At 36.3% G+C, this 21,912-nt stretch carries 23 protein-coding genes; 7 read left to right on the top strand and 16 right to left on the bottom strand.

The window, feature by feature from the left end; genetic code table 11:
- Positions 1-97: 97 nt before the first annotated feature.
- The 6 genes from C7N65_RS04150 to C7N65_RS04125 form a co-directional block, all read right to left on the bottom strand.
- On the bottom strand, positions 98-1,330 hold the full coding sequence (locus tag C7N65_RS04150; RefSeq protein WP_105993217.1) for an ABC transporter permease: 1,233 nt from the start codon (positions 1,328-1,330) through the stop codon (positions 98-100).
- Positions 1,323-2,222, bottom strand: coding sequence for an ABC transporter ATP-binding protein (locus C7N65_RS04145; protein WP_105993216.1), 900 nt, complete (start codon positions 2,220-2,222; stop codon positions 1,323-1,325). The genes C7N65_RS04150 and C7N65_RS04145 overlap by 8 nt, the downstream gene beginning before the upstream one ends.
- Before the next feature lie 97 nt (positions 2,223-2,319).
- Entirely contained in the window at positions 2,320-3,042 is a 723-nt protein-coding gene (locus C7N65_RS04140; protein ID WP_158698100.1) for a DUF3169 family protein, read from the bottom strand.
- The gene (locus tag C7N65_RS04135) at positions 3,035-3,241 is read right to left on the bottom strand and encodes a helix-turn-helix transcriptional regulator (RefSeq protein ID WP_105993214.1); all 207 of its coding nucleotides are present in this window, start codon (positions 3,239-3,241) and stop codon (positions 3,035-3,037) included. The genes C7N65_RS04140 and C7N65_RS04135 overlap by 8 nt, the downstream gene beginning before the upstream one ends.
- A 150-nt stretch (positions 3,242-3,391) precedes the next feature.
- Complete coding sequence (locus C7N65_RS04130) at positions 3,392-3,901, bottom strand: DUF805 domain-containing protein (RefSeq protein ID WP_105993213.1); 510 nt, start codon at positions 3,899-3,901, stop codon at positions 3,392-3,394.
- 178 nt (positions 3,902-4,079) lie between these two features.
- A complete protein-coding gene (locus C7N65_RS04125; protein WP_105993212.1) occupies positions 4,080-4,682 on the bottom strand; it encodes a DUF805 domain-containing protein in 603 nt (200 codons plus the stop codon).
- Between the two features lie 254 nt (positions 4,683-4,936).
- Between C7N65_RS04125 and C7N65_RS04120 the strand changes: the two genes are divergently transcribed.
- Positions 4,937-5,551 (top strand): DNA-3-methyladenine glycosylase, encoded by a 615-nt coding sequence (locus C7N65_RS04120; RefSeq protein ID WP_105993211.1) that lies wholly within the window; start codon positions 4,937-4,939, stop codon positions 5,549-5,551.
- A gap of 110 nt (positions 5,552-5,661) precedes the next feature.
- Here the strand turns inward: C7N65_RS04120 and nrdG are convergent, their stop codons facing one another.
- The 5 genes from nrdG to corA form a co-directional block, all read right to left on the bottom strand.
- Complete coding sequence (nrdG, locus tag C7N65_RS04115; protein ID WP_105993210.1) at positions 5,662-6,195, bottom strand: anaerobic ribonucleoside-triphosphate reductase activating protein; 534 nt, start codon at positions 6,193-6,195, stop codon at positions 5,662-5,664.
- A 2-nt stretch (positions 6,196-6,197) separates the two neighbouring features.
- Positions 6,198-8,045: an anaerobic ribonucleoside-triphosphate reductase gene (gene nrdD / locus C7N65_RS04110; RefSeq protein WP_105993209.1), complete on the bottom strand. Its 1,848-nt coding sequence runs from the start codon at positions 8,043-8,045 to the stop codon at positions 6,198-6,200.
- Positions 8,046-8,368: 323 nt separating this feature from the next.
- Positions 8,369-8,866: a hypothetical protein gene (locus tag C7N65_RS04100; protein WP_105993207.1), complete on the bottom strand. Its 498-nt coding sequence runs from the start codon at positions 8,864-8,866 to the stop codon at positions 8,369-8,371.
- A gap of 358 nt (positions 8,867-9,224) precedes the next feature.
- Positions 9,225-10,265, bottom strand: coding sequence for a type 2 isopentenyl-diphosphate Delta-isomerase (fni, locus tag C7N65_RS04095; RefSeq protein ID WP_105993206.1), 1,041 nt, complete (start codon positions 10,263-10,265; stop codon positions 9,225-9,227).
- A gap of 93 nt (positions 10,266-10,358) precedes the next feature.
- The gene (corA, locus tag C7N65_RS04090) at positions 10,359-11,306 is read right to left on the bottom strand and encodes a magnesium/cobalt transporter CorA (RefSeq protein ID WP_105993205.1); all 948 of its coding nucleotides are present in this window, start codon (positions 11,304-11,306) and stop codon (positions 10,359-10,361) included.
- Between the two features lie 112 nt (positions 11,307-11,418).
- Here corA and C7N65_RS04085 point away from each other — a divergent pair, with 112 nt between their 5' ends.
- Genes C7N65_RS04085 through C7N65_RS04075 form a run of 3 tightly spaced genes read left to right on the top strand, consistent with a single transcriptional unit; the run spans position 11,419 to position 13,012 of the window.
- Complete coding sequence (locus C7N65_RS04085) at positions 11,419-11,895, top strand: thioesterase family protein (RefSeq protein ID WP_105993204.1); 477 nt, start codon at positions 11,419-11,421, stop codon at positions 11,893-11,895.
- Between the two features lie 2 nt (positions 11,896-11,897).
- Complete coding sequence (locus C7N65_RS04080) at positions 11,898-12,314, top strand: hypothetical protein (protein WP_105993203.1); 417 nt, start codon at positions 11,898-11,900, stop codon at positions 12,312-12,314.
- Positions 12,315-12,364: 50 nt separating this feature from the next.
- Positions 12,365-13,012 (top strand): hypothetical protein, encoded by a 648-nt coding sequence (locus C7N65_RS04075; protein ID WP_105993202.1) that lies wholly within the window; start codon positions 12,365-12,367, stop codon positions 13,010-13,012.
- Positions 13,013-13,128: 116 nt separating this feature from the next.
- Here the strand turns inward: C7N65_RS04075 and C7N65_RS04070 are convergent, their stop codons facing one another.
- From C7N65_RS04070 to C7N65_RS04060, 3 genes are all read right to left on the bottom strand, one after another.
- Positions 13,129-14,343 carry a multidrug effflux MFS transporter gene (locus tag C7N65_RS04070; protein ID WP_105993201.1) on the bottom strand — a complete coding sequence of 405 codons (1,215 nt, stop codon included), beginning with the start codon at positions 14,341-14,343 and terminating at the stop codon, positions 13,129-13,131.
- A 166-nt stretch (positions 14,344-14,509) separates the two neighbouring features.
- On the bottom strand, positions 14,510-15,850 hold the full coding sequence (locus tag C7N65_RS04065; RefSeq protein ID WP_105993200.1) for a TcaA second domain-containing protein: 1,341 nt from the start codon (positions 15,848-15,850) through the stop codon (positions 14,510-14,512).
- A 280-nt stretch (positions 15,851-16,130) separates the two neighbouring features.
- Complete coding sequence (locus C7N65_RS04060; protein WP_105993199.1) at positions 16,131-16,589, bottom strand: MarR family winged helix-turn-helix transcriptional regulator; 459 nt, start codon at positions 16,587-16,589, stop codon at positions 16,131-16,133.
- A 243-nt stretch (positions 16,590-16,832) separates the two neighbouring features.
- On the opposite strand from C7N65_RS04060, the gene C7N65_RS04055 reads away from it, so the two are divergent.
- On the top strand, positions 16,833-17,741 hold the full coding sequence (locus C7N65_RS04055) for a YdcF family protein (RefSeq protein WP_234019048.1): 909 nt from the start codon (positions 16,833-16,835) through the stop codon (positions 17,739-17,741).
- A gap of 97 nt (positions 17,742-17,838) precedes the next feature.
- On the opposite strand, the gene C7N65_RS04050 is transcribed toward C7N65_RS04055, so the two are convergent.
- On the bottom strand, positions 17,839-18,528 hold the full coding sequence (locus C7N65_RS04050; RefSeq protein WP_105993197.1) for an ABC transporter ATP-binding protein: 690 nt from the start codon (positions 18,526-18,528) through the stop codon (positions 17,839-17,841).
- A complete protein-coding gene (locus C7N65_RS04045) occupies positions 18,528-19,586 on the bottom strand; it encodes an ABC transporter permease (protein WP_105993196.1) in 1,059 nt (352 codons plus the stop codon). Before C7N65_RS04045 ends, C7N65_RS04050 begins: the two co-directional genes overlap by 1 nt.
- 156 nt (positions 19,587-19,742) lie before the next feature.
- Here C7N65_RS04045 and C7N65_RS04040 point away from each other — a divergent pair, with 156 nt between their 5' ends.
- Both C7N65_RS04040 and C7N65_RS04035 read left to right on the top strand, forming a co-directional pair.
- Positions 19,743-20,417: a response regulator transcription factor gene (locus C7N65_RS04040; RefSeq protein WP_105993195.1), complete on the top strand. Its 675-nt coding sequence runs from the start codon at positions 19,743-19,745 to the stop codon at positions 20,415-20,417.
- The gene (locus C7N65_RS04035; RefSeq protein WP_105993194.1) at positions 20,410-21,807 is read left to right on the top strand and encodes an ATP-binding protein; all 1,398 of its coding nucleotides are present in this window, start codon (positions 20,410-20,412) and stop codon (positions 21,805-21,807) included. The genes C7N65_RS04040 and C7N65_RS04035 overlap by 8 nt, the downstream gene beginning before the upstream one ends.
- The last annotated feature ends 105 nt before the right edge of the window (positions 21,808-21,912 follow it).

Here is a 21,912-nt window from a genome sequence, read left to right as displayed (position 1 = left end):
CTTTCCTTACTCTATATTTTAACAATAAGGCGCACGCTTTACTAGATAGAAAAGGAGTAAAGGTGCGCCATTTATAAATATTTTTATAATATTGTTATTATTGCTTTCTAAATGTACGTTTCAACGCTTTGAAAATTCCCTTTTCAAACGTAAGTACAGAGTCGCGATAGCTTCTGACTGCTATCCAAACTAACAAGACTAAGACAACAAGCGACAATAATAGGCTGACTATGATTTCCCACATTTGAAGTTCCGGTGTCGAAGCACGCAAGAATAACACATATGGTGAAAGCAGCGGAATAAAGCTTGTAATTTTAGTTAATGTCGTATTCGGTGCAGACAAACTGAAAATTGCAATGTAGAATGCTATAAAACTGATAATAGTCATCGGCATCAATGCTTGGTTCAAATCTTCAATTCGTGTTGCTAAAGCACCAAGAATAGTACCTAATACAGTGTAAGTAATAATTCCGATAATGATACAGATAATACCAACTACAATCAATTGCGTTGTAAGCGGTGTAATGGTAATGTCGAATTTGCTCATTAAATCTTTCGCATCTGAGAAATAGATTGCGACAGCAGTAATCAATGCTAAAACAAATACTTGAGTAAATGCTGCACAGATAATCGCCAGTATCTTTGCTAAAATATGTTTAACCGGCGAAATACTAGTGATGACCATTTCAATCACACGCGATGTCTTTTCAGTCGCAACCTCCATCGCAACTTGGTTCGCATAATTCATGATGACAATAAACATTAACATGATACCAGCATATAAAATAATCATATGCAACACTTTATTACTCTCTGATTGCTCTGCTGTATCTTTTCCTACTGATTTGCCTGACACTTTGCTTTTTTGCTGGATAGCGGCTAAATCTTTAGGATTCAAATTAATCTTCTTAGCAATCGCTTGTGTTTGAATCGGTGTTAACATACTTTCAAGCTTTTGTTTTGCTTCTTCAGAAGGTGTATCTTTGCTGACAATTTCACCTTCAAGCTGCTGCCCTTTTAAGTGAACGAGATAGGCCTTATCTAATTTTTCGTTTTTCACTTCTTTGATTGCTTGATCTTTAGATAAAATTTTAAATTTTGTCCCTTTTTCTTCCATTTGCTTACTTTGTGCTTGAACCATTTGCGCTATTTTAGGTTCATTGGCCGCAATTCCGATTTTGTCAGGTCCGCCGTCGAATAAATCGATAATTTTATTCGCATTCACCGCAGCAACAATAATAATAGCCAAAATAGCTGTCATAATAATAAATGCACGAGATGTCACTTTATTTTTATACGTTAATTTAAAAGTCGCTAAGAATTTATCCATGAATTTCACCTACTTGCTGAATAAAGATATCTTGAATAGAAGGTTCTAAAACTTGGAACCGTTTCACAAATCCGCTTTGCGCCACTGCGTTGAAGACACGTTCTGCGGCTGCTTCATCTTCAACTGATAATGTAATCATACGTTTTGCACGTTCAATATGTGTTACACCTTCGATGTTATCTAATACTTCTAAAGTCTTTTCTGTTTCAATCACAATCTTCTTCAAATCAAAGCTGTCTTTAATCGTTTGAATATCGCCTTGTAATACAAGATTGCCTTGATTCAAAATACAAATGTCATCGCATAATTCTTCCACATGTTCCATACGGTGTGAACTAAAGATAATCGTCGTCCCTTTTTGATTCAAATCTTTTACAGCTGACTTTAATAACTCTACATTAACTGGATCCAAACCACTGAAAGGTTCATCCAATATTAATAGTTCAGGCTGATGTATCAAACTCGCAAGCAATTGAATCTTTTGCTGATTCCCTTTAGAAAGCGACTCGATTTTCTTATCTCTATTCTCCATAATCTCAAAACGATTCAGCCAATAATCCAATGCTTGATTAAAATCTTTTTTCGACATTCCTTTTAATGTCGCAAGATAACGCAATTCATCCGCTACTTTCATTTTCGGATGCAGTCCGCGTTCTTCTGGAAGATAGCCCACTTTATTAAACATATGCTCTCCCATTTTACGGCCATTATACGTCACTTCTCCTTGTGTTAAAGGTGTTAATCCTAATATCATACGAAACGTCGTCGTCTTACCTGCACCGTTTCGTCCTAAAAAACCTAACATTTTTCCATTTTCTAGAGACAAAGAGATATCATTCACAACAGTTTTATCACCATACTGTTTCGTGACATCTTTTAATTCTAAAGACATAACAGTCACTCCTAGCGTTTGATATGATTAAAATGATTATACAATTAATTATTCATACATTGATACTTTTTACAAAAGGTGTATCTAAAATTTACAATCACTTGCTTTTATAATATTTATGAATTTTTGAGTAATAATAACTTACGTTGTACACAAAAAGTACAAACACAATAGCTAAAGCCAATGTTTGGGGATTTTCGGTTATGGCTGAATAAAATACTAAAACTACAATGATTATGATTAATGCTGATAAATTAAAATGGAACAACTTGAATAAAGCAGAATAAGTGACATGCTTCTCACCTTCATCCATAGCCCCAATCAATTTGTCTACATATCGAGAATCATTAAACTTAGGCAGTTTTTGATCTAGTTTTGGAATATAGATTTGATAGATTAAGTTGAAAATAACGTAGACTATAAATGGGATGACAGTCATCTCCCAAAAATTGTCTCCATCTTTCAATACAGTTGCTAGTATCATATTTGCTAATACGATAAATACACAGATGTAAATTAAAATACTAGCAGTAAATAAGTATTGGTTAAAACGATTATCGTAATCATCCGCATGTATTTCATCTTCTTCAGATAACAATTTATACTTTTTTGCTTGATGCAGCTGATTGACCATCCAACCACCTATTAACAACACAATTATCAGTGTGATGATTGTCGCAACCATGGTACGTCTAAAATCAAATAGTTGAATCTGGGATTGTCCGCTTAAATACTCAAAAAAATAGACACCAAAAAAACCTATCAGTGCTCCAATTAATAGCTTAAGCCCATATATGAAATGATTTTTCTTTTTATTCATAATCCTCCTCCTCAAAGATAAATATGTCTTCAATACTTTCACCGAATATTCGTGCAATCTTAGCTGCTGTAAGTACGGAAGGCATGAACTCATTTCGCTCAATCAAAGATACTGTTTGACGAGAAATACCTGCTTTTTTTGCCAGTTGGGTTTGATTCAACCCCTCTCGCGCCCGCAACTCTTTTACTCTTGTTTTCATTTACTTTACCTCCGTCACATTAAATACTATATGATATTGGTCATTTTGACAACTATATTAGTCAAAATGACATCAATAGTTATCAAAACCATTAAAAATAGACGCTATTCTCTGAAGAGAACACCGTCTATAGTTCATCATTGTATTTAATTATTGATGTGAAGGTTTGCGGTAACCTTGTCCTACCGGCTCAGAACCATATTTGTTTTGTCCCTTATCGCTTTGAAGGAATGATACTACTAAAATATAGATACCAAAGATAATCATTATAATATCAATAATACGATCAATCACAACATTCACTTGACCTTGGAAAAAGAGCTGTATCAATAATGAAATCAGCCATACAACGAAATAGATTGCCGGTACAACAATATTTCTTCCCGTATCATGAAAGCGTCTTGTCGTCAGCGCAAATAGCGGAATCAATGTAATAAGTTCAAAAATTAATACCACACTTAAACCAGAACCTGATTCTACTATTTTAGTTGCGATGAGTACCCCATCAATACCGCCAAGTACCAGCTCGAATATTACCATCCATAATATCCAAAACCAATATTCAGATCTGCGTGATCTGCCTTGAAAATTAAAGTAGTTTTGCCAAAATAATTTAAAGGCTTCAACGAAGCCCACACGTTTACTTGCTTGTTCTTCCATTATTAGCCTCCTAAATATATTTATGAACAAAAAGGCGACGTTTTCATCGAAAACATCGCCTTATGTCATTGTATGTTATAGGTTTATCATACTGGTGCATCACTGTCCAATCGGTTCAAGGCTCTATTTATTGTTTCTTTTACAGCTTGAAACAACTGGCAGCTCAAACATATAAATCTTATAAATCTGATGTATTGCTGCGAGTATGTGCTTGATCAAATTCACTTTGAGGTACATGATTTGGTCGAATATAAGGACTGCGGCCATATTTATTATCTTGTTCTTTACTTGGTAAACATGCAATTACAAACACATAGATTGAAATACCAAAGTAAATCACTGTAAAAATCAAATAAAAAATTGTACCTGCCGTAAAACCTGACGACTGCGCTGATGAACCATCAAAATAATTTATAAAATTAATGATGATACTCATCACAAAAAAGATAATCGGTATTACCATTGTTCTTCCTGTATCATGGAAGCGTCTGGTTAACAGTGCATAGGATGGAATAAATAAGGCGAGTGCCAGCCCTATATATAAAATCAGCGCAATGATTAAGAAGATAAAGCCTGTCAATGCAATACCGCCAGAATCTCCAATTGCCCCTGAAAATATAAAAATAAATGCAAAGAATCCTAGAACAAAGGCTGGAATATACATAATCAATATCCAGAGCGCCATATACCAATACTCAGAACGTGTTGCCCTTCCTTTGAAATTAACATAATTCTTCCAAAAGCGTTTAAAAGCTTCTTTGAATCCCACACGTTTTATCATTACGTTTACCCCCCTCTTATTTTTATTGCGGTTACGATTTATGTATTACATTACTTTACTATTAAGCATTTTAAAAACTAATAGTTAACTAAAACTAGTCTTTTTTATCATAACAGAGTTGATTAAAAATAAAAATTCCTTTTAGATAACTTTACAAATTTTACAAAACCTATTTTTGAACTGAAACATTGTCTTTCCTTGTTCACTTCTCGTACAATAAGAAGTACCACATTCACAAATCAAGGAGGCAGAACATGGATTTTGTTCATCGTACAACACCAGAAATTGCGCGAGATTTACTTGGGGTTAAAATTGAATTTGATGATGGTACTCATCAATTTTCTGGTTACATCGTTGAAACAGAAGCTTACTTAGGCGCAATAGACCAAGCTGCTCACAGCTATAACCGCCGCAATACCCCGCGCGTACAATCCATGTATAAAGAAGGGGGCACGATTTACGCTCATGTCATGCATACCCATTTGCTTATCAATTTTGTAACACAGCTTGCAGGTGAGCCGCAAGGCGTTCTTATTCGTGCGGTAGAACCTGAATTTGTTACGGATCAAATGATTGAAAACAGAAACGGCAAAGACGGAATTGATTTAACTAATGGTCCAGGCAAATGGACACGTGCCTTTAATATGACCATGGCCTTAGATGGATTCAAATTGAATGAAGGTCCTCTGTCCATTAATTTAAAAGAACGCAAATATCCTAAACATATTGTCGAAAGTCCGCGTATCGGTATTCCTAATAAAGGCGAATGGACACATAAACCTTTACGTTTTACAGTGGAAGGCAATCCTTATGTCTCTCGTATGAAGAAATCAGAGATGCGTCCTTCTGAAACGACATGGCAATCTTAATACACAACGAATAAAAGCGGTCTTGCCCATATATCGAGCAAGACCGCTTCTTTTGTATTTTTCATATTTATATTTCCCACGTTACTTAAAACCTTCGCTATACGTAAAGTTTAAGCTTCGAGTGTTCGGATAGAGTGCGTTTTTAGCGAAGCTGGTACATCAATCACTCTTTGATTATAAGACCCTTTAAAAGCAAGACCTGGCTGGTAAAGTGCTTGAACAAACGGACCATCTACTAAAACATCAATCATACTTAAAGCTTTCTTTCGCTGTTTTGTATTTTCTTTTAAATTTTCATACATAAACCCTGTCCAAACCCAAATAGTCTTACTTTGTTTAAAACGTGCTCTGAACGCTTCAATCAGCGGCAAAACAATGTCCATATTACAGAAAGGTTCTCCGCCTAAAATACTTAAACCAGAAATATACTCAGGTTCACAGTAATCAAGGATAGTTTCAAGTGTTGTTTCTGAATACGGCGTGCCATAAGTAAAGTTTTGTGCTGCTTTGTTATAACAACCTTCGCATGCAAATGGACATCCGGAAACATAAACACTGCATCGCACTCCTTCGCCATCGACAAAAGACTCTTTTTCAATCTTAGCAATATATCCTTTTCCTGTTTCAACTTGTGCATACAGCATTGTTACTCTGTACCTTTCATGTGTTTGACACGTGCCGCAATTTCTTTATGTCTGCCTTCAATCGTAGGTCTTTGAACCGGATTACCTAAATAGCCGCACGTTCTTTTAACTACATCTACTGTATCTGGATTGTGGTTTTGGCAGTGCGGACATTCAAAACCGTGTGCAGTCGTATCGAATTCACCTTCAAAGCCGCATTCATAGCATTTATCTATCGGCGCATTCGTACCTAAATAGCTGACTTTTTCATAAGCATAGTCCCAGACTGCTTCTAGTGCTTTGGTATTATGTGTTAATTTAGGATACTCGCAATAATGAATATATCCTCCGCTCGCTAGGAACGGATAGTCTTTTTCAAAATCCAGTTTTTCAAACGGCGATACAGCTTTACGCACATCATAATGGAAAGAATTTTGATAATAGCCTTTATCGGTAATATCAGGAATTAATCCGAATCGCTCTGTATCTAAACGACAGAAGCGATCTGTCAATGATTCGCTAGGTGTGCTATACAAACTAAAGAAGATGTCATTCTCTTCTGTCCATTGATATTGGAAATCTTTCATTCGACGCAAAATATCCAATGTGAATGTTTTCGCTTCTGGATTTGTTTCCCAATTCGGTCCATAGAATACTGTTGCGGCTTCATATAAACCGATATAGCCGATTGAAATTGTCGCACGCTGCTTTGTAAATAAATCCATGACATTCTCATCTTCAGTCAAACGTCGGTGGAATGCGCCGCTTTTATATAATATCGGTGCGTTATTAGGAATTACGGAACGAATACGTTCAATGCGATAAACTAAAGCATCGTGTACGAGTGCCATACGTGCATCTAATAAACGCCAAAACGCAGCCATATCGCCTTTTGTTTCTAACGCAATACGCGGAACATTCAATGTCACAACACCTAAGTTGCATCGGCCGCTGTTTTCAAATTCGCCCTCTTCATTGCACCATGCAGGTAAGAATGAACGGCAGCCCATCGGCGCTTTGAAGTCGCCTAAAATTTCTACTGTTTTATCATAATTTAAAATGTCCGGATACATACGTTTCGTTGAACATTCTAAAGCTAATTGTTTAATATCATAGTTCTTATCTTCAGGCGCAAAGTTGACACCTTTTTTAATTGAGAATACGAGTTTAGGGAAAATAGCAGTCACGTGATGATGTCCTAAACCTTGGATACGCGTTTTTAAAATCGCTTTTTGAATCATGCGGCTATATGTATCCGTGCCTAAACCAAATCCTAATGTGACAAAAGGTGTTTGCCCATTTGAGGTATATAATGTATTAATTTCATATTCTAAACTTTGCATCGCATCTTTAATATCTTTTTCTGTTTGTTTTTGGACATAAGCCTCTAATTTGTCCGGATAAACAAATGCTTCTCCGATTTTGCGATGTTTGTCTGCATTGCACTTTGCATATCGGCTCAATACTTCATCAATACGGTCAACTGTACAGCCGCCATATTGACTGCTTGAAACGTTTGCGATAATCTGCACAATTTGTGCAGTCGCTGTTTGAATAGACTTCGGCGGATCTACTTGCGCATTGCCGATTTCAAAGCCTTTATCCAACATGCCTTTAATATCAATCAAGCAGCAATTCGTCAAAGGTTGAAATGGATGATAATCTAAATCATGGAAATGAATATCACCGCTTAAGTGCGCCTCTGCAACATGTTTTGGCAATAGATGTTCTAAAGCATAAGATTTAGAAACTACCCCAGCAGTCAAATCCCGCATTGTTGTAAAGGTTGCACTATCTTTATTCGCATTTTCATTCACCACAGTCGGATCTTTATCGATTAAACGACTTAAGCTTTCTTCTAACTTCAACATATTAACGCCCCTTCTTCACTATATATTGTGTTCTAAATACTAAATTACCACAATATGTAGGAATTAGGAGGTTTTAACATGACTGTTAACAGAGATGTCAAAATGTTATGGCTTAATTATGAAGGTTATATTTTCATCCATTCTATTTATTTCAGCATTTTGTTTTGCAAAAAGGAGGTGACCGCTTCAATAAGCAATCACCTCCTATTTCCCGATAAATCGGCAGTGCCGTATCTTTTATACTGTCAAATTACATGAAAACACATGTGTTAATAATTACGGACATGAAGTGGGTCACGTTCAATGATATAGGCCATTGCTTGTTAACATGGGTGTGCTGCTTCGTATCGGCCAAAATATTCTTTTAAGATGTAACAATCTATGTTTGTTGTTTCTTTATCTCTAATTTTAATGTCCGTAAGTTGACGGCTTAAAAATGCGGCATATATATGATTCTCACCGCATTTAAGATAATCTGAAACATCATAAATATATTTCTCCTCAGCATTTGCGAGTTCAAAACGTATTTCTTTGTTCAAGTCAATAATCATAGCGGTGTTCGTCTTAGGTGTTATAACAACTAAATGATATTTCACATTATCTTCTAACTGTTCTAAAGAAAAGTACTGTTCAGCCGTAATAATATTTGTGTTGATGTTGACACCAACTGCTGTGTTCCAATTATTTAATAACTTTTCTGCACAAATACCCCGTCTTGGATCGGACACATTAAAATCATAGTAGTGCAGGAAAGGTGCCTCCTCTTTAGACAATGGTTTCGCTGATACAGTTTCTTTTAATTGTGAATAACTCGGCCCCACTTCAACGCCTCCTTTACGACATAGAAATCATATATGTCATAAAATTAACATGGATTTTTAAAAATTTGAATGTCAGTTTTCACCTTTAATATATCCAAATGTTTCCACTTTGTACTATTTTGAAGCATTTATCCTTTAAGTTATTTTACAGTGTTTTTATTTCATATTTTCAATTTATTTTTTATGTTCTAATTGCTTTACGCAAAATAATGTCTTATAATTAGTGTAAGCGTTACCAGAGCAAACCATTGTCTTGCTCTTCGTGATTGCCCATACTAAAACCAATTTGTTACTTAAAAAGCGGTTCAACCCTCTACCAGTTGAACCGCTCTCCTTATGTTTAAACGAAAAGTTTTGCTTATTGATTTAAATTGCGCTGCTGTATCCAATTTTGCAGGCTTTGATCATAAATTACTTCTAAATTATGAATGGCTTCGATATTCGGCACATTCGCCATTACTGCAATTTTCTTCATTTGTTCTATAAATGCTTCGACATACTCTATTGTTTGTTCTACACCGTTGTTTTCAACTTGTTCTAAGAACGGACGAGACATGCCCACAGCATCTGCGCCTAATGCTAAACATTTTATTGCGTCAAACGGGTTGCGTACACCACCGCTCGCAAATACAGACATATGACTTTGAACGATTTTGCTTTCAAGCAAAGATTCCACTGTAGATTGGCCCCAATTTTGAAGATAAGACATATCTTTTAAATCACGGCGTTCATTTTCGATACTGACAAAGTTAGTACCTCCACGGCCGCTGACATCAACGTACTGTACACCGATCTCATTCAACGCTTCCATTGTTTCTCTGCTCATACCAAAGCCGACTTCTTTTACAATCACTGGAACATCTACTGTCTTTACAATGCGGTTTATATTATTCATCCAGTCAGAAAAAGTACGGTTGCCTTCAGGCATCACTAATTCTTGCGGCGCGTTCACATGCACTTGAAGGGCATCAGCTTTGAGCATCTCTACAGATTGTTTCGCAAGATCTGCAGGTACATCAGCACCGACATTGCTGAAAATAATACCATCCGGATTCTTTTCTCTTGCAACTGTGAAGGTAGATTCCATTTTAGGATTGCGCAATGCGGCATGTGTAGAGCCGACTGCCATCGCAAGTCCTGTTTCCTTTGCGACAATCGCTAATTTTTCATTGATTTGTTTTGTCCATTCGCTGCCGCCAGTCATCGCATTGATATAAAGCGGTGAACTCAAATTGAAATCGGGTAATTTAACAGAAAGGTCTACTTGATCCACATCCACACTCGGGATGGAGTGGTGTACAAATCTGATGCGATCGAAATCAGTTAATTGTGCGTCTGATTGTGCCATCGCAATTTTAACATGATCATCTTTTCGTTGTTCTCTTTTAGAATCACTCATCATCTTTCCTACTTTCTTTTCTATCGTGTATTAGTGTAAGTGTACCAATCTCACTAAAAACGTTCCAGTTATTACGTTCATTTTCACACTTCTTTACAACATATTCTTTCGTTTGAAGAACCAGATGCACCAAAGCGTGATAATGACCATGAGTCCGAGACACATAAAGTAGCCGTAATGCCATTTCAATTCCGGCATAAATTCAAAGTTCATACCATAGATACCAGCTAATAAAGTTAATGGCATAAAAATCATAGATACAATTGTCAATATCTGCATGACACGGTTCATACGATAGGTCGTATAGGATTCGAAATTATCCCTGATTTCCTTTGTGATATCTTGTGCTGTCTTTAACATGCTTTCTTCTTTAGCAATATGGTCTTTGATATGCTGAATATACATCTTATGCCGCTTATCTTGGACTAAACCGCTTGAATATTCTAATGTATCAATCAGTTCTTTCATCGGCATAATCACACGGTTCATCTTAATCATATCAGAGCGCAAATCAAACAAATGGTCCATCATATATTTATTAGAACGATCCGTACCGTGTTCATCCTCAAATGTAAATACCTTGTCAGAAAGGTCATCTACATATTTGAAATAGTTATCTACGATATGATCTAAAATATACAATACAATATCTTCACAATCTAAATCCTGATCATAATGAGCTTTAACTTGTTTCAATACAGTATCAATCTCTTCTATTTTATGATGATGATACGTAATTAACAAGTTGTCCTTAATGAAAATGTTCAGGACTTGGATTTTAAAGTCATCAGCGTTGATACGATGAAAGACAACGTTTTGATAACTTTGGTAGTTTTTATATTTTGCCCGCGGATTCGCATGAATCGTATCATCCACTTCCAACGGGTTAAAATCAAAATCATTTAATAAACATTGGTTATCTTCTTTTGTCGGTTCATTAATGTCATACCAAACAACTGTCGCATCTTTCGGCACTGCCTGACTTGTTGGTGCCGCTGTCAGGCCTTGCGACTTCGTTTGATAATAAATCGACATGCTCATGCGGCTTTCCTCCCTTTTTTAAACATACGCTTATTTTACCATGTTTCAATTCCATGTCGCTTATAGATTTTTTTAGTATGATAGACTTATCTATTTAAAGGAGTTTTGTTTTATGGAACATTTATTTACAGTTCACGGCAAAGTCGAAGCTTCTATGATTGACCACAATCAGCACATGCATGATTCTGAATACAACGAAGCTTTCAGTCAAGCAACGAATCAATTCAACTATCACAACGGTTTGTCATTAGAAGAACGAAAAGAATTAAATTATACCATCTTCACTTTAGAAGAACATACAACATTTATAAAACAGCTTAAATTGGATGATACGTATCAAGTCGATATTTATATTTACAACTATGATTATAAACGCGTCCATTTCTTTTTAATTATGCGCAATACAGAAGGAGAAATGGTCGCAACAAATGAACAAATGATGATGGGCATAGATCGCAGCACAGAAAAGTCAGCACCTTTCCCAGACACTTTCAAAGACAATGTGGCCCATTACTATCGTATTCAACCTGATATAGAGTGGCCGAAACAATTAGGACATCGTATCGATATCCCGCAAAAAGGAGAATAACTATGTCTCAATCTTTACAATCACCGCTTTTAATACACCTTTTAGATTTATCTGATGAAGTTAAAGCAGAGCTCAGTGAACTTAATCAGCAAAAAGAAAATGTCACTAAAGGACCTGACTATAAATTATTCGAACGAGGAATTCAACTTGCTGTCATACAAGGCAAACGCCAAATGATACATGCGCTTGAAATCGATATGCAAGCAGCACCTTCTGATGCAGCTTTGCTTGAAACTGTCGCAACCCACCAAGAAGATATCGCAGCTGCTGTGCAAAGTTTCCAACCGCAACATACAGCACAAAAAGATTATTATAATGAAAGCTTAGCTTTAGCCGACTTTTATGAAACACAAGGAAAAGCCTATATAATTCAAAGTATTGGTGCTAAAATAAAAGCAATACAGTCTGAAGATAGATGATAAGCATAACATATGAATGATGCTTATTTTGAAGGGAGAATTGTATCACCATGTCTCAAAACTATGACACTGCAACAGCACCTTATGCGAAGGAACCATTAGAACGCGGTACTTTGCAGCGTGGAAAATATTTCGCTAAAAAAAGAAAACGCTCCTATGTGAGCTTGATTATTCAAATTATCGTATTGATTCTTACTGTTATTTCACTTTACAGCATGTTTAAAGAATCCATATTCACGATTGTTTTGGTCAATGAACCGATTCACTTTTCACAGCTCTTAAACTTCCAAGAAACATTACAGAATATCTCGAGCCAGAACTTTGATTTAACACAGCTGCATCAGCTGCAAGACAACATCAGCAAAATCAAATTCGCATTCATCGCTTTCTTCTTTGTCGGCTTAATCAGTATATTGCTTACGATTTTGACACTGATTTTCAACCGTACCGCAATTAAAATTGTAAATATGGTTTTAATCGCGATTATGTTCGTCATTCCATTCGGGTTAACTTACATTGTAAACGAAACAGCACAACGTATTTCAGAAACATTGAAACAATATTTCATTACTGTAGAACCTGATAAAATTTTAATAGCCGGCGATGCATTAAACAATGCGACAATCTTACTCGCTTGTTGTTTCGCACTCTTATTTATCAGCTTATTCTTTAGAAACCGCCGTGTGCGTATTAAATAATCTATCAGACATTACAATACTTGGGATGTCTTTATAAAATGAGAAAATAAATTTGAATTTAAAAAAGGAAATGTCCAATACATGAGGACATTTCCTTTTTACATTGTATACGTTGGTCAATTTGCTTCGTTATTTCTAAAGACCTTCGCTGTAATGATATGCAGAATAATCAGCACAACAGCCGCAGTCATAATGATCATCAAATACGGAATATAGCTCTTCTCCCCCATCAATCCTACTAAAGGGGTACTGATGCCGCCGATTAATGTTTGAACCAAACCTAATAAGCTCGACGCACTGCCGCCGCCTCCAGTACGTTCATCCATAGCGACTGAGAAGCCAAGTGTCGCAATCCCAGTGACAGGACTGACCAATACAAAGAAAGCGATAAATAAAAATACTATCGGCAAATGCAGTGTTAATACGATTGTAATCATAATAACTCCGGCAAGTTGCACCCACGTAAAGCCGCGCATGATAGACAGCGGTGAAAAGTAATCTACAAGCTTTCCTGAAAGCTGTGATGAAATAATCAAACCGATACCATTGACCGCAAACATAATACTGAATGCTTGCGGAGACAAGTCGTAGATTCTTTGTGTGATAAAGGGCGATGCTGAAATATAACTGAATAAAATAACGAACGTCATACCTTGCAGCAGCATCGGCAATACAAAACGCGGCTGCTTAAGCAGCACTTTAAATTGTGCTAAGATACTGCGGATATCTGCCGATTGACGGGCTTGTCTGCTTAAAGATTCCGGAACACGCACTGTGGTACAAAATATCATAAAAGCACCGAAAATCGTCATTAAAATAAAGACCATATGCCACGTTGAAAACATTAAGACTACCCCGCCGATTGCAGGCGCAATAACCGGCGCGACACCGTTCACCAGCATCAATACTGCTAAGAACTTTGTCAGTGCTTTGCCGTGATACATATCACTCGCAATCGCACGTGAAATCACTGCTGCTGCACCTGCGCATAAACCTTGAACTAATCTTAAACTGATCATCATGGTGATATTCGTCGCAAAGACAATCCCGATACTTGCTATGGTATAAATTACCATTACAATGACTAAAGGCTGTTTGCGGCCGTAAGCATCTGATAAAGGTCCCATAATCAAGTTGCCGAATGCCAATCCCACCATAAATAAAGTTAAGGTTAATTGAGAAGCGGATGCGGTTGTATTAAAATCCGCTCTGATTTGCGGCAGCCCGGGCAAGAACATATCTATAGAAAGTGCGCCGATAGCGGTCAGTGCACCTAATATTATAATTAAAAAGATAGGCAGCTTTTTTTGGTATGTATGATTCTGCTTCACCCAATCACCTCTTTCTCTCTTTCGATTAAGCTGATAATCTCATATTATACTTAGTATCAAAATAATACAACGTTTGAAACACTAGCAGAGACAAAATAAATACCCTTGCATTAGCGATACTGTTCACCGTATCCCATTTAGCAAGGGTATTTCGAATTCTTCTCTATTATTCTTTATAACTGATGATTTTCAAATCATCTTCTTCAGGTAGTTGACCTGATTTATGGTTAACATCTTGTAATTTATACGTAGAAGTCACCCAGACACCTTGGCTGTTCAAATTCAGCACTTTGGCATAAACATGCACGCCTTCAGTAGAAACATCCATGACTTGCGGACTTTGGTACCAATTTTGTACGCCTTGTCCTGTTTGGATTTGATATCTGATGTTGTCATAGTTTTTGGTGCCGGGTGTAAGATACTTTGACACACTCGCAAAATCATTGCCGAATGATGCCTCGTTTAATGCAGAAGTATACTTATTAAAGAAACGAGAAAGCTTATTTTTCAAGCTGTTTTCTTCTTTTTCCTTTTCTTCTACATATTTGTTGATCTTATCTTTCTCAAAGCGCAGCGTAACAGGTGTATTAGATTTCAAATCATTCGGATACAATTTCACCGAATCCGATTTAAATGTTTTGCCTTTCGCTTTTCCTTCAGCTGAAACCTCAATGTTAGCCGTTACCGGGTACGGTCCGTATAAACGTGAATTATCATAATTATACGTCTTGTCGTTAATCTTCACTTTTGTATGTTTATCATCTAATTTATCCGCACCATCCAACTTAATATTCAAGTTGGCTTCAGGGAAGTTTTCATGTACATCCACTGTTTCGCTATTGCTGTTTTTGAATGAGAATGTTAAATAGCCGTTGAATTTCCCGTTTGAATTTTCTTTCGTTGCCGGGAGTTTATAATTTCCTGGAATGAAATTACCCAGCATTGTCGATTCATTCGCTTCAGCAATGACTTTTCGCTTCTTATCATCTGCTCTGAAGATATAAGTTGTCTTTGTCTTAGGTTTGATAATCGGCTTTTTCGTAATTGTTTGGAAACTAATATTATCAAAGAAGATAAAACGACGGCCGTTTTTAGTTATCCGCAGCACTTTATTGCCATCAGGTGTTTTAATATAGCTAGCGTCTTTTTCATTACGTTCTAATTCGTCCACCGTCTTTTGCAGCTCCTTATCAAACTGCTTCATCCCGATTTCGCTTTTAATATATTTGATATATGTTTCTGCCTCATCAGTGCCTACTTTATTATCGCGAGTACTTAAAATGGTCGCAATGCGCTGCGTATCATTATTTTTAATTGCATTCGCTAAAATTTTGGCTTGTGCTTCAGGCGTATTGAAATTTCTTAATAAGAAAAACAATATGATTAATAAAATAACAATAAAAATGCCAATACCCCATGGTACAATTTTACGCAGACTCTGATTGGTCTTCATACGTTGTTCGCGGCTTCTGCTTTCTGACGTCTCAGTTTTATCGGATTGCTCCATTTATCGTTCACCTCGCTTTTCGTTTATTCTATATACTATTATTTCCTAGGAAATGTCCAAATTGAGTGCTTAATATTTTACCCGCACAAATTTTACACGTAATTTACATAAATGTAAAATTATATCTGCAAATTTGATGATTTAAATTCAGAATACTTCTATTATAGTAGACTCGACCTTTTTATTATATCAGTAATTAGACCTAGCGCTTAACATTATCATCATATATATTAAAAATCGGCGCATCACCACAATGCACCGATTTTTAAAGCCGTTTCTCTTATTGAATTTTTTGAATGTATTCTTTAATACGACGATCCACAATTTCTAAATTTTCTGCAGTCGCTTCAACTTGCGATTCTGTCAAATCTTGCAGCAAATATGTCGCTACATCATTAATAATCGCTTTTGAACGTGCCACATATTCGCGACCCTTGTCTGTCAGACGCACATATTTCAAACGCTGATCTACACTCGCATTTTGTTTCTCCCACTGAATCATCTCGAGTTTAATCAATTTTTTCACACGTCGGCTGATTGCAGCTTTATTAACCCCTTGTTTTTCTGTAATCTCTGATAAAGTTAATGATTTATTATTATCTAGTAACAATACAGCTTGTGATTGCTCAATCGACACATTAAATTCGTTGCGCAAGTCTTCTAAAAGATTCGCCATTAACGTATTAACATCTTCAATGAACATCCCCATAAACTGCATATGCTGTTCTATATTCTTCATTATGGTCTCCTTCTTATGATAAATATTCTTAAATTCACTACTTTGACAGTATGACTTATTTTACACTTTTTCAATGTGTCGAAACCATCATATCATATCTAAAGAAACATAAGGAAAAATAGGGTAATATGAAAGTAATTAATTTTTTACAAATAGAGGTTTGAAATGCTACTACTGTCAATAATTTTAAGTCTTTTGATTTTATGCAGTTACATTTATTTATTTTTTAATCCGTATCGCAGGTTGAATATCACATCATTCTTTATCACACTAGTTAGCGGATTTATCGTACTTTTAATTCATTTAATCACTTCAAGTCTCCCATTTGATTTGGCTATTGTGTCAGTCATTGGTGCAGGGTTGCTGCTGTTTAAACATCGTGTCATTTTAGAATGGAAAAGTGCCAGAATGTTTTTTGCCAGAATTTGTGCACTGACATTAGCTATTGCATTTTTAGCCGTCGCTTTGAATTTATTAAGCCATATTCCTGTACCTGTTATGAATGCTTTGTTTTTATGGATAGGATGGATTACAGTTACTACACTGTTTGCCTTTGTACATTATCTCAGCTGGTCTTCTGCTTTTAGTATGCTGACACTGGATAAGCCTATTGATGCCATCATCGTCTTAGGCGCTGGATTGTTTCGTGAACAAGTTACACAAATGCTGGCATGGCGTTTAGATCGTGCCGCAGCACTTTATCAAAATCATAAAGGTGCACCCTATATTATTGTCAGCGGCGGTACAGGCGAAGGTGAACGTGTATCAGAGGCAGAAGCTATGCGCGATTATTTAATCGCACAACACATCCCAAGCTCGCGTATATTATTAGAAGATCAATCGCATAGCACCTATGAAAACTTATCTTTCACAAAGGAAATTTTAAAAGACCATGCATTTTCTAAAATTGCCATCGTAACGAGTCAGTTTCATATTTTGCGTGCTTTACGTTTTGCTCAAATATTAAATATCAAAGCTGTCGGTGTCGGCAGCCGTACACCTTATCCATTTTTCGATACTGCTTTAATCCGAGATTTCTTTGCTTTGATGTACTGCTACAAGTTATTGTTAACTATTTATTTCGGTGCTTTATTTATCGCCAGCATGCTCATTAAACACCCATCTTTGCTGCATCTTCTGCATTTAAAATAATCTCTATCAATAGAAACATATCTGAATATAAACAAAAAAGTTGGGGCTGCTCCCCAACTTTTTTCATTCCCTATTTCCTGCTTCGACTCAATTAATATTATCCTAGTTCACTTTCATCTTCTTTATTGATGATTTTACCATCAAATAAATCTATAACACGGTCTGCATATTCAAAAAGGCGACGGTCATGTGTAATTAAGATACCGACCATATTCTCATTTTTAATACGGTCACTGATCATTTTTGTGACTTCTGTTGCACGATGCGCATCTAAGCTTGCTGTCGGTTCATCCGCTAAAATGATTTTAGGGTTGTTCATAAATGCACGCATGATAGCAACACGTTGTTTCTCACCGCCTGATAACATATATGGAAATGCTTTAAGACGATGTGTTAAACCGATTTGATCTAATAATTGCTCTGCACGTGTTTTCGCTTCTTTTTTAGATAATCCCGCTTCTTGACCTACAATTGTCAATTGGTCAATTACTGGTAAATAAGGGACTAAATGCGAAGCTTGGAAAATAAATCCGATTTCTGTCAGACGCATATCAGATTTTGATTTAGCTTTTGTAAATAACGGCGAACCATTATACAGCAATTCTCCTGAATCTTGATCTTGAAGGCCGCCTAAAATTGTGAGCAGCGTTGATTTCCCTGAACCAGAGGCACCGCTTAAGATAATAAACTCACCTTGTTTGACTTCAAAATCTACACCTTTTAATACATCTGTTTTGGCTTCTCCAGTACCAAATGATTTTTTAATATCTTTTACTTCTAAAGCCATTAACCTTCACCTCCGATTGCTTGAATAGGATTGACTTTAATTAATTTAATGAATGATAATGTCGCACCGATAATGGCAACAACAATGAATACACCTACGACAAGCAGCATATTATTTGCTGTTAAGTGGAACGGCATGCTGACTGGCATCACAATGCTGAGTCCGCTGATAATCAAGACTGACAGTACCACACTGATCATTGTCACTAATAAGATTTGGAAAACTAATGAAGACAATAAGTGTTTTGTTTTAATACCGATTGCTTTCAAGATACCGATTTCAGAGATTTTTTGAATTGTCATAACATAGAAGAATGCACTTAAGACAATTGCTGAAATCAAGTATAGGCTGACAATCATCATATTCAAGGGTGCTTGTTCAGCGTTATAACTTGGAATATTATCCGTTAAGTCTGTTTGTGTTACCACTTGCACACCTGAAATATCATTGATTTTTTTCTCATCTGCTTTAGATACATCTTTTAATGGATAAAACGTTGCGGCTTTTTTACCGAGTTGATCGAATGTATGCTGATTCGTCATCACTGTTGAACTATGCGAATACATTGCATCGTCCATTAAACCAACAATTTTATACGTTTTATCACTATCCTTGAATTCTACATTACTGCCTACTTTAAGACCTTCTGCTGTTAATTTTTTATTAACTGCAATTTCATTATCTTGGGATGGATAATGCCCTTCTGCTAATGAAGGTTTGAAATCTTTACCAGGATTGATAAGCAGTATATCTTGGTCATTTGAATTATCTGTTTTTAATGTCTGCGGTGCTAATTTGAAAGGTTCAGCATTTGTGACATCCTCAATCTTTTTTTGTTTTTCGTCATTGATGACTGATTTCTCAATGACAGGTTCCTTCATATCTTGCACCACGAATTTTTCTGCATTCATGTTATCAAGCATTGAAATGTTTTCACGTCCGAGTCCTTGAGCAAGACCGCTGATGAATAACACCATGCTTGCAAGCAGCAAGATAATCAGCATTATTAAAATGTATTTGAACTTGTAAAATACCATTTCTTTCCATGCTAATTTCATTTCCATGACTCCTTTTTCTTTTATGATACTTATATTGTATGCACACATTGTGAACTGAATATGAACAACGTTCACTTTTCTTTGGAACTAACAAATTTGTCTTAGCCGATTCGCAAAATGTATAATTAATCTAAGTGAATGTTAGGAGTGGTGAGGATGACAACTTGTTTAATAGTAGATGATGATTATCAAATCCTTCATTACGTCTCTTCCTATTTAGAGCGTGATGGATTTAAAACTGCAACCCATTCTAATGGCAAAGACGCATTAAACTATTTAGAAACCAATCAGGCAGATATTGCAATTGTGGATATTATGATGGATGGTATGGATGGATTTGAATTATGCAACGCTATCAAAGCAGATTATGAAATGCCTGTGATTATGCTGACAGCTCGGGATGCTTTAAGCGATAAAGAAGAAGCCTATTTAACAGGAACAGATGATTATGTAACGAAGCCGTTTGAAGTACAGGAATTAATCTTTCGTATTAAAGCTGTTTTGCGCCGTTATCAAATCAACGCAGAAAATGAACTTGAAATAGGTAATTTAAAATTAAACCAGTCTTATTTGGAAATGACTTGCGATACGAAGACTATGACCTTGCCGAATAAAGAATTTCATTTACTCTTTTTGTTAGCCAGCCATGAAAAGCAAGTGTTCTCAAGAGAAGAATGTATTGAACGTGTATGGGGCTTTGATTATGAAGGTGATGATCGTACCGTCGATGTACACATCAGAAGACTGCGCAACCGTTTAAAAAAGATCGGCAGTAATGTCAGTATTGAAACAGTACGCGGTTTAGGCTATAAGGTAGAAGTCCATGTTTAAGTCACTGTATTCGAGAATTGCGATTTATACGATTGTCATTATGCTGTTCAGTGCTGTACTCAGTTTTATTTTGACGAATATGTATTATCATGTCGCATTAAAACCTTCTAATGACCAAAAGATTATGAGAACCTTGCAAGAAGCTAAGGCATATCAAAAAGCATCCCATACAACAGATATGAAAGCTTACTTTAAACATTTAAGCGACCTTAATTTCCAAGTCGTAACTATTGATACATCTTATAAGAAAACATTTTACGGCGAAGCATTCAGAAGAGAAAATCTGACTAAAGAGAATATTGATAAGGTCTTTAAAGGCAAAGACTATCATGGTATTAAAAATCATCCCTATCAGCTCTTTGTGACAGGTTTCTTTGATAATGAATCAAAGAATACAGTCGGCACGCGTTTTAACACTTCAGAAGGTCCTATTGCAGTCTTTATCAGACCGGATATCGGTAAATCCTTCAGTGAATTTCGTGTTTTCTTAGCTGTCCTCATCGCATTACTGTTAATCATTTCAATGCTGCTGATTATCAGCTCAACATACACATTGATTAAGCCGATTACACAGTTGAAACATGCGACGAACAGATTAATGGACGGCGACTTTAAAACACCGATTGCTGTGACACGCCATGATGAATTAGGTACGCTCCAATACCGCTTCGACCAAATGCGTATTTCCTTAAAACAGCTCGATGACATGCGCCAGCACTTCGTACAGAATGTTTCGCATGAAATCAAAACACCGCTGACTCATATTCATCAATTGCTAGATCGTCTCAGCCAAGCACAAGATAAAGAAAGCCGTCTGTATTATATAGACGAGATTCATACAACAACCAGCCGTTTAAGCAATTTGACACGTGCCCTCTTATTATTAGCTGAACTTGATAATCACGACCATTTGGATTATGACGATGAGATTGATATCGCACAAATGCTGAGAGTGATGGTACGTCATGAACAATATGCAATTGATGATAAAGACTTGCTGATAATGACCGACTTGCAAGAGATCACAATCAAAGGAAATTACCGTCTGTTATACCAAGCCTTTAGCAACATTTTAACGAATGCCATTAAGTATACAGAAACAGGCGGCAGTATCGATATAGAGCTTACGCAATCAAATCATACAGTCGAGTGCCGTATTGCTGATGACGGTCCGGGAATGTCAGATGCGGTTCAAGCCCATCTATTCGAACGATTTTATAAAGGCAATACATCTGCCACAAGCAACGGCTTAGGTTTGGCTATCGCACAAATGATTGTTCAGCTCCATGGCGGCGACATCAAAGTAGAAAGTACTATTGGCGAAGGCAGTACCTTTATTCTCACACTGCCATCAGCTGAAACAGACGACACACACCATTCAAAACTGTAATTCACAATTATTAACACAAAACAAAAAAGCTTCGGTAAGGAAAATTTCTCCTGCCGAAGCTTTTTTTGCTAGTTTGAATGCCTTAATTTAATTTCAAATACTTTT

The sequence above is a fragment of the Staphylococcus simulans genome, from assembly GCF_002994445.1.
Classification (GTDB): Bacteria; Bacillota; Bacilli; order Staphylococcales; family Staphylococcaceae; genus Staphylococcus; species Staphylococcus simulans_B.
The sequence above is the reverse complement of the archived record's forward strand: the minus strand, read 5'-3'. Positions and strand labels throughout refer to the sequence as shown.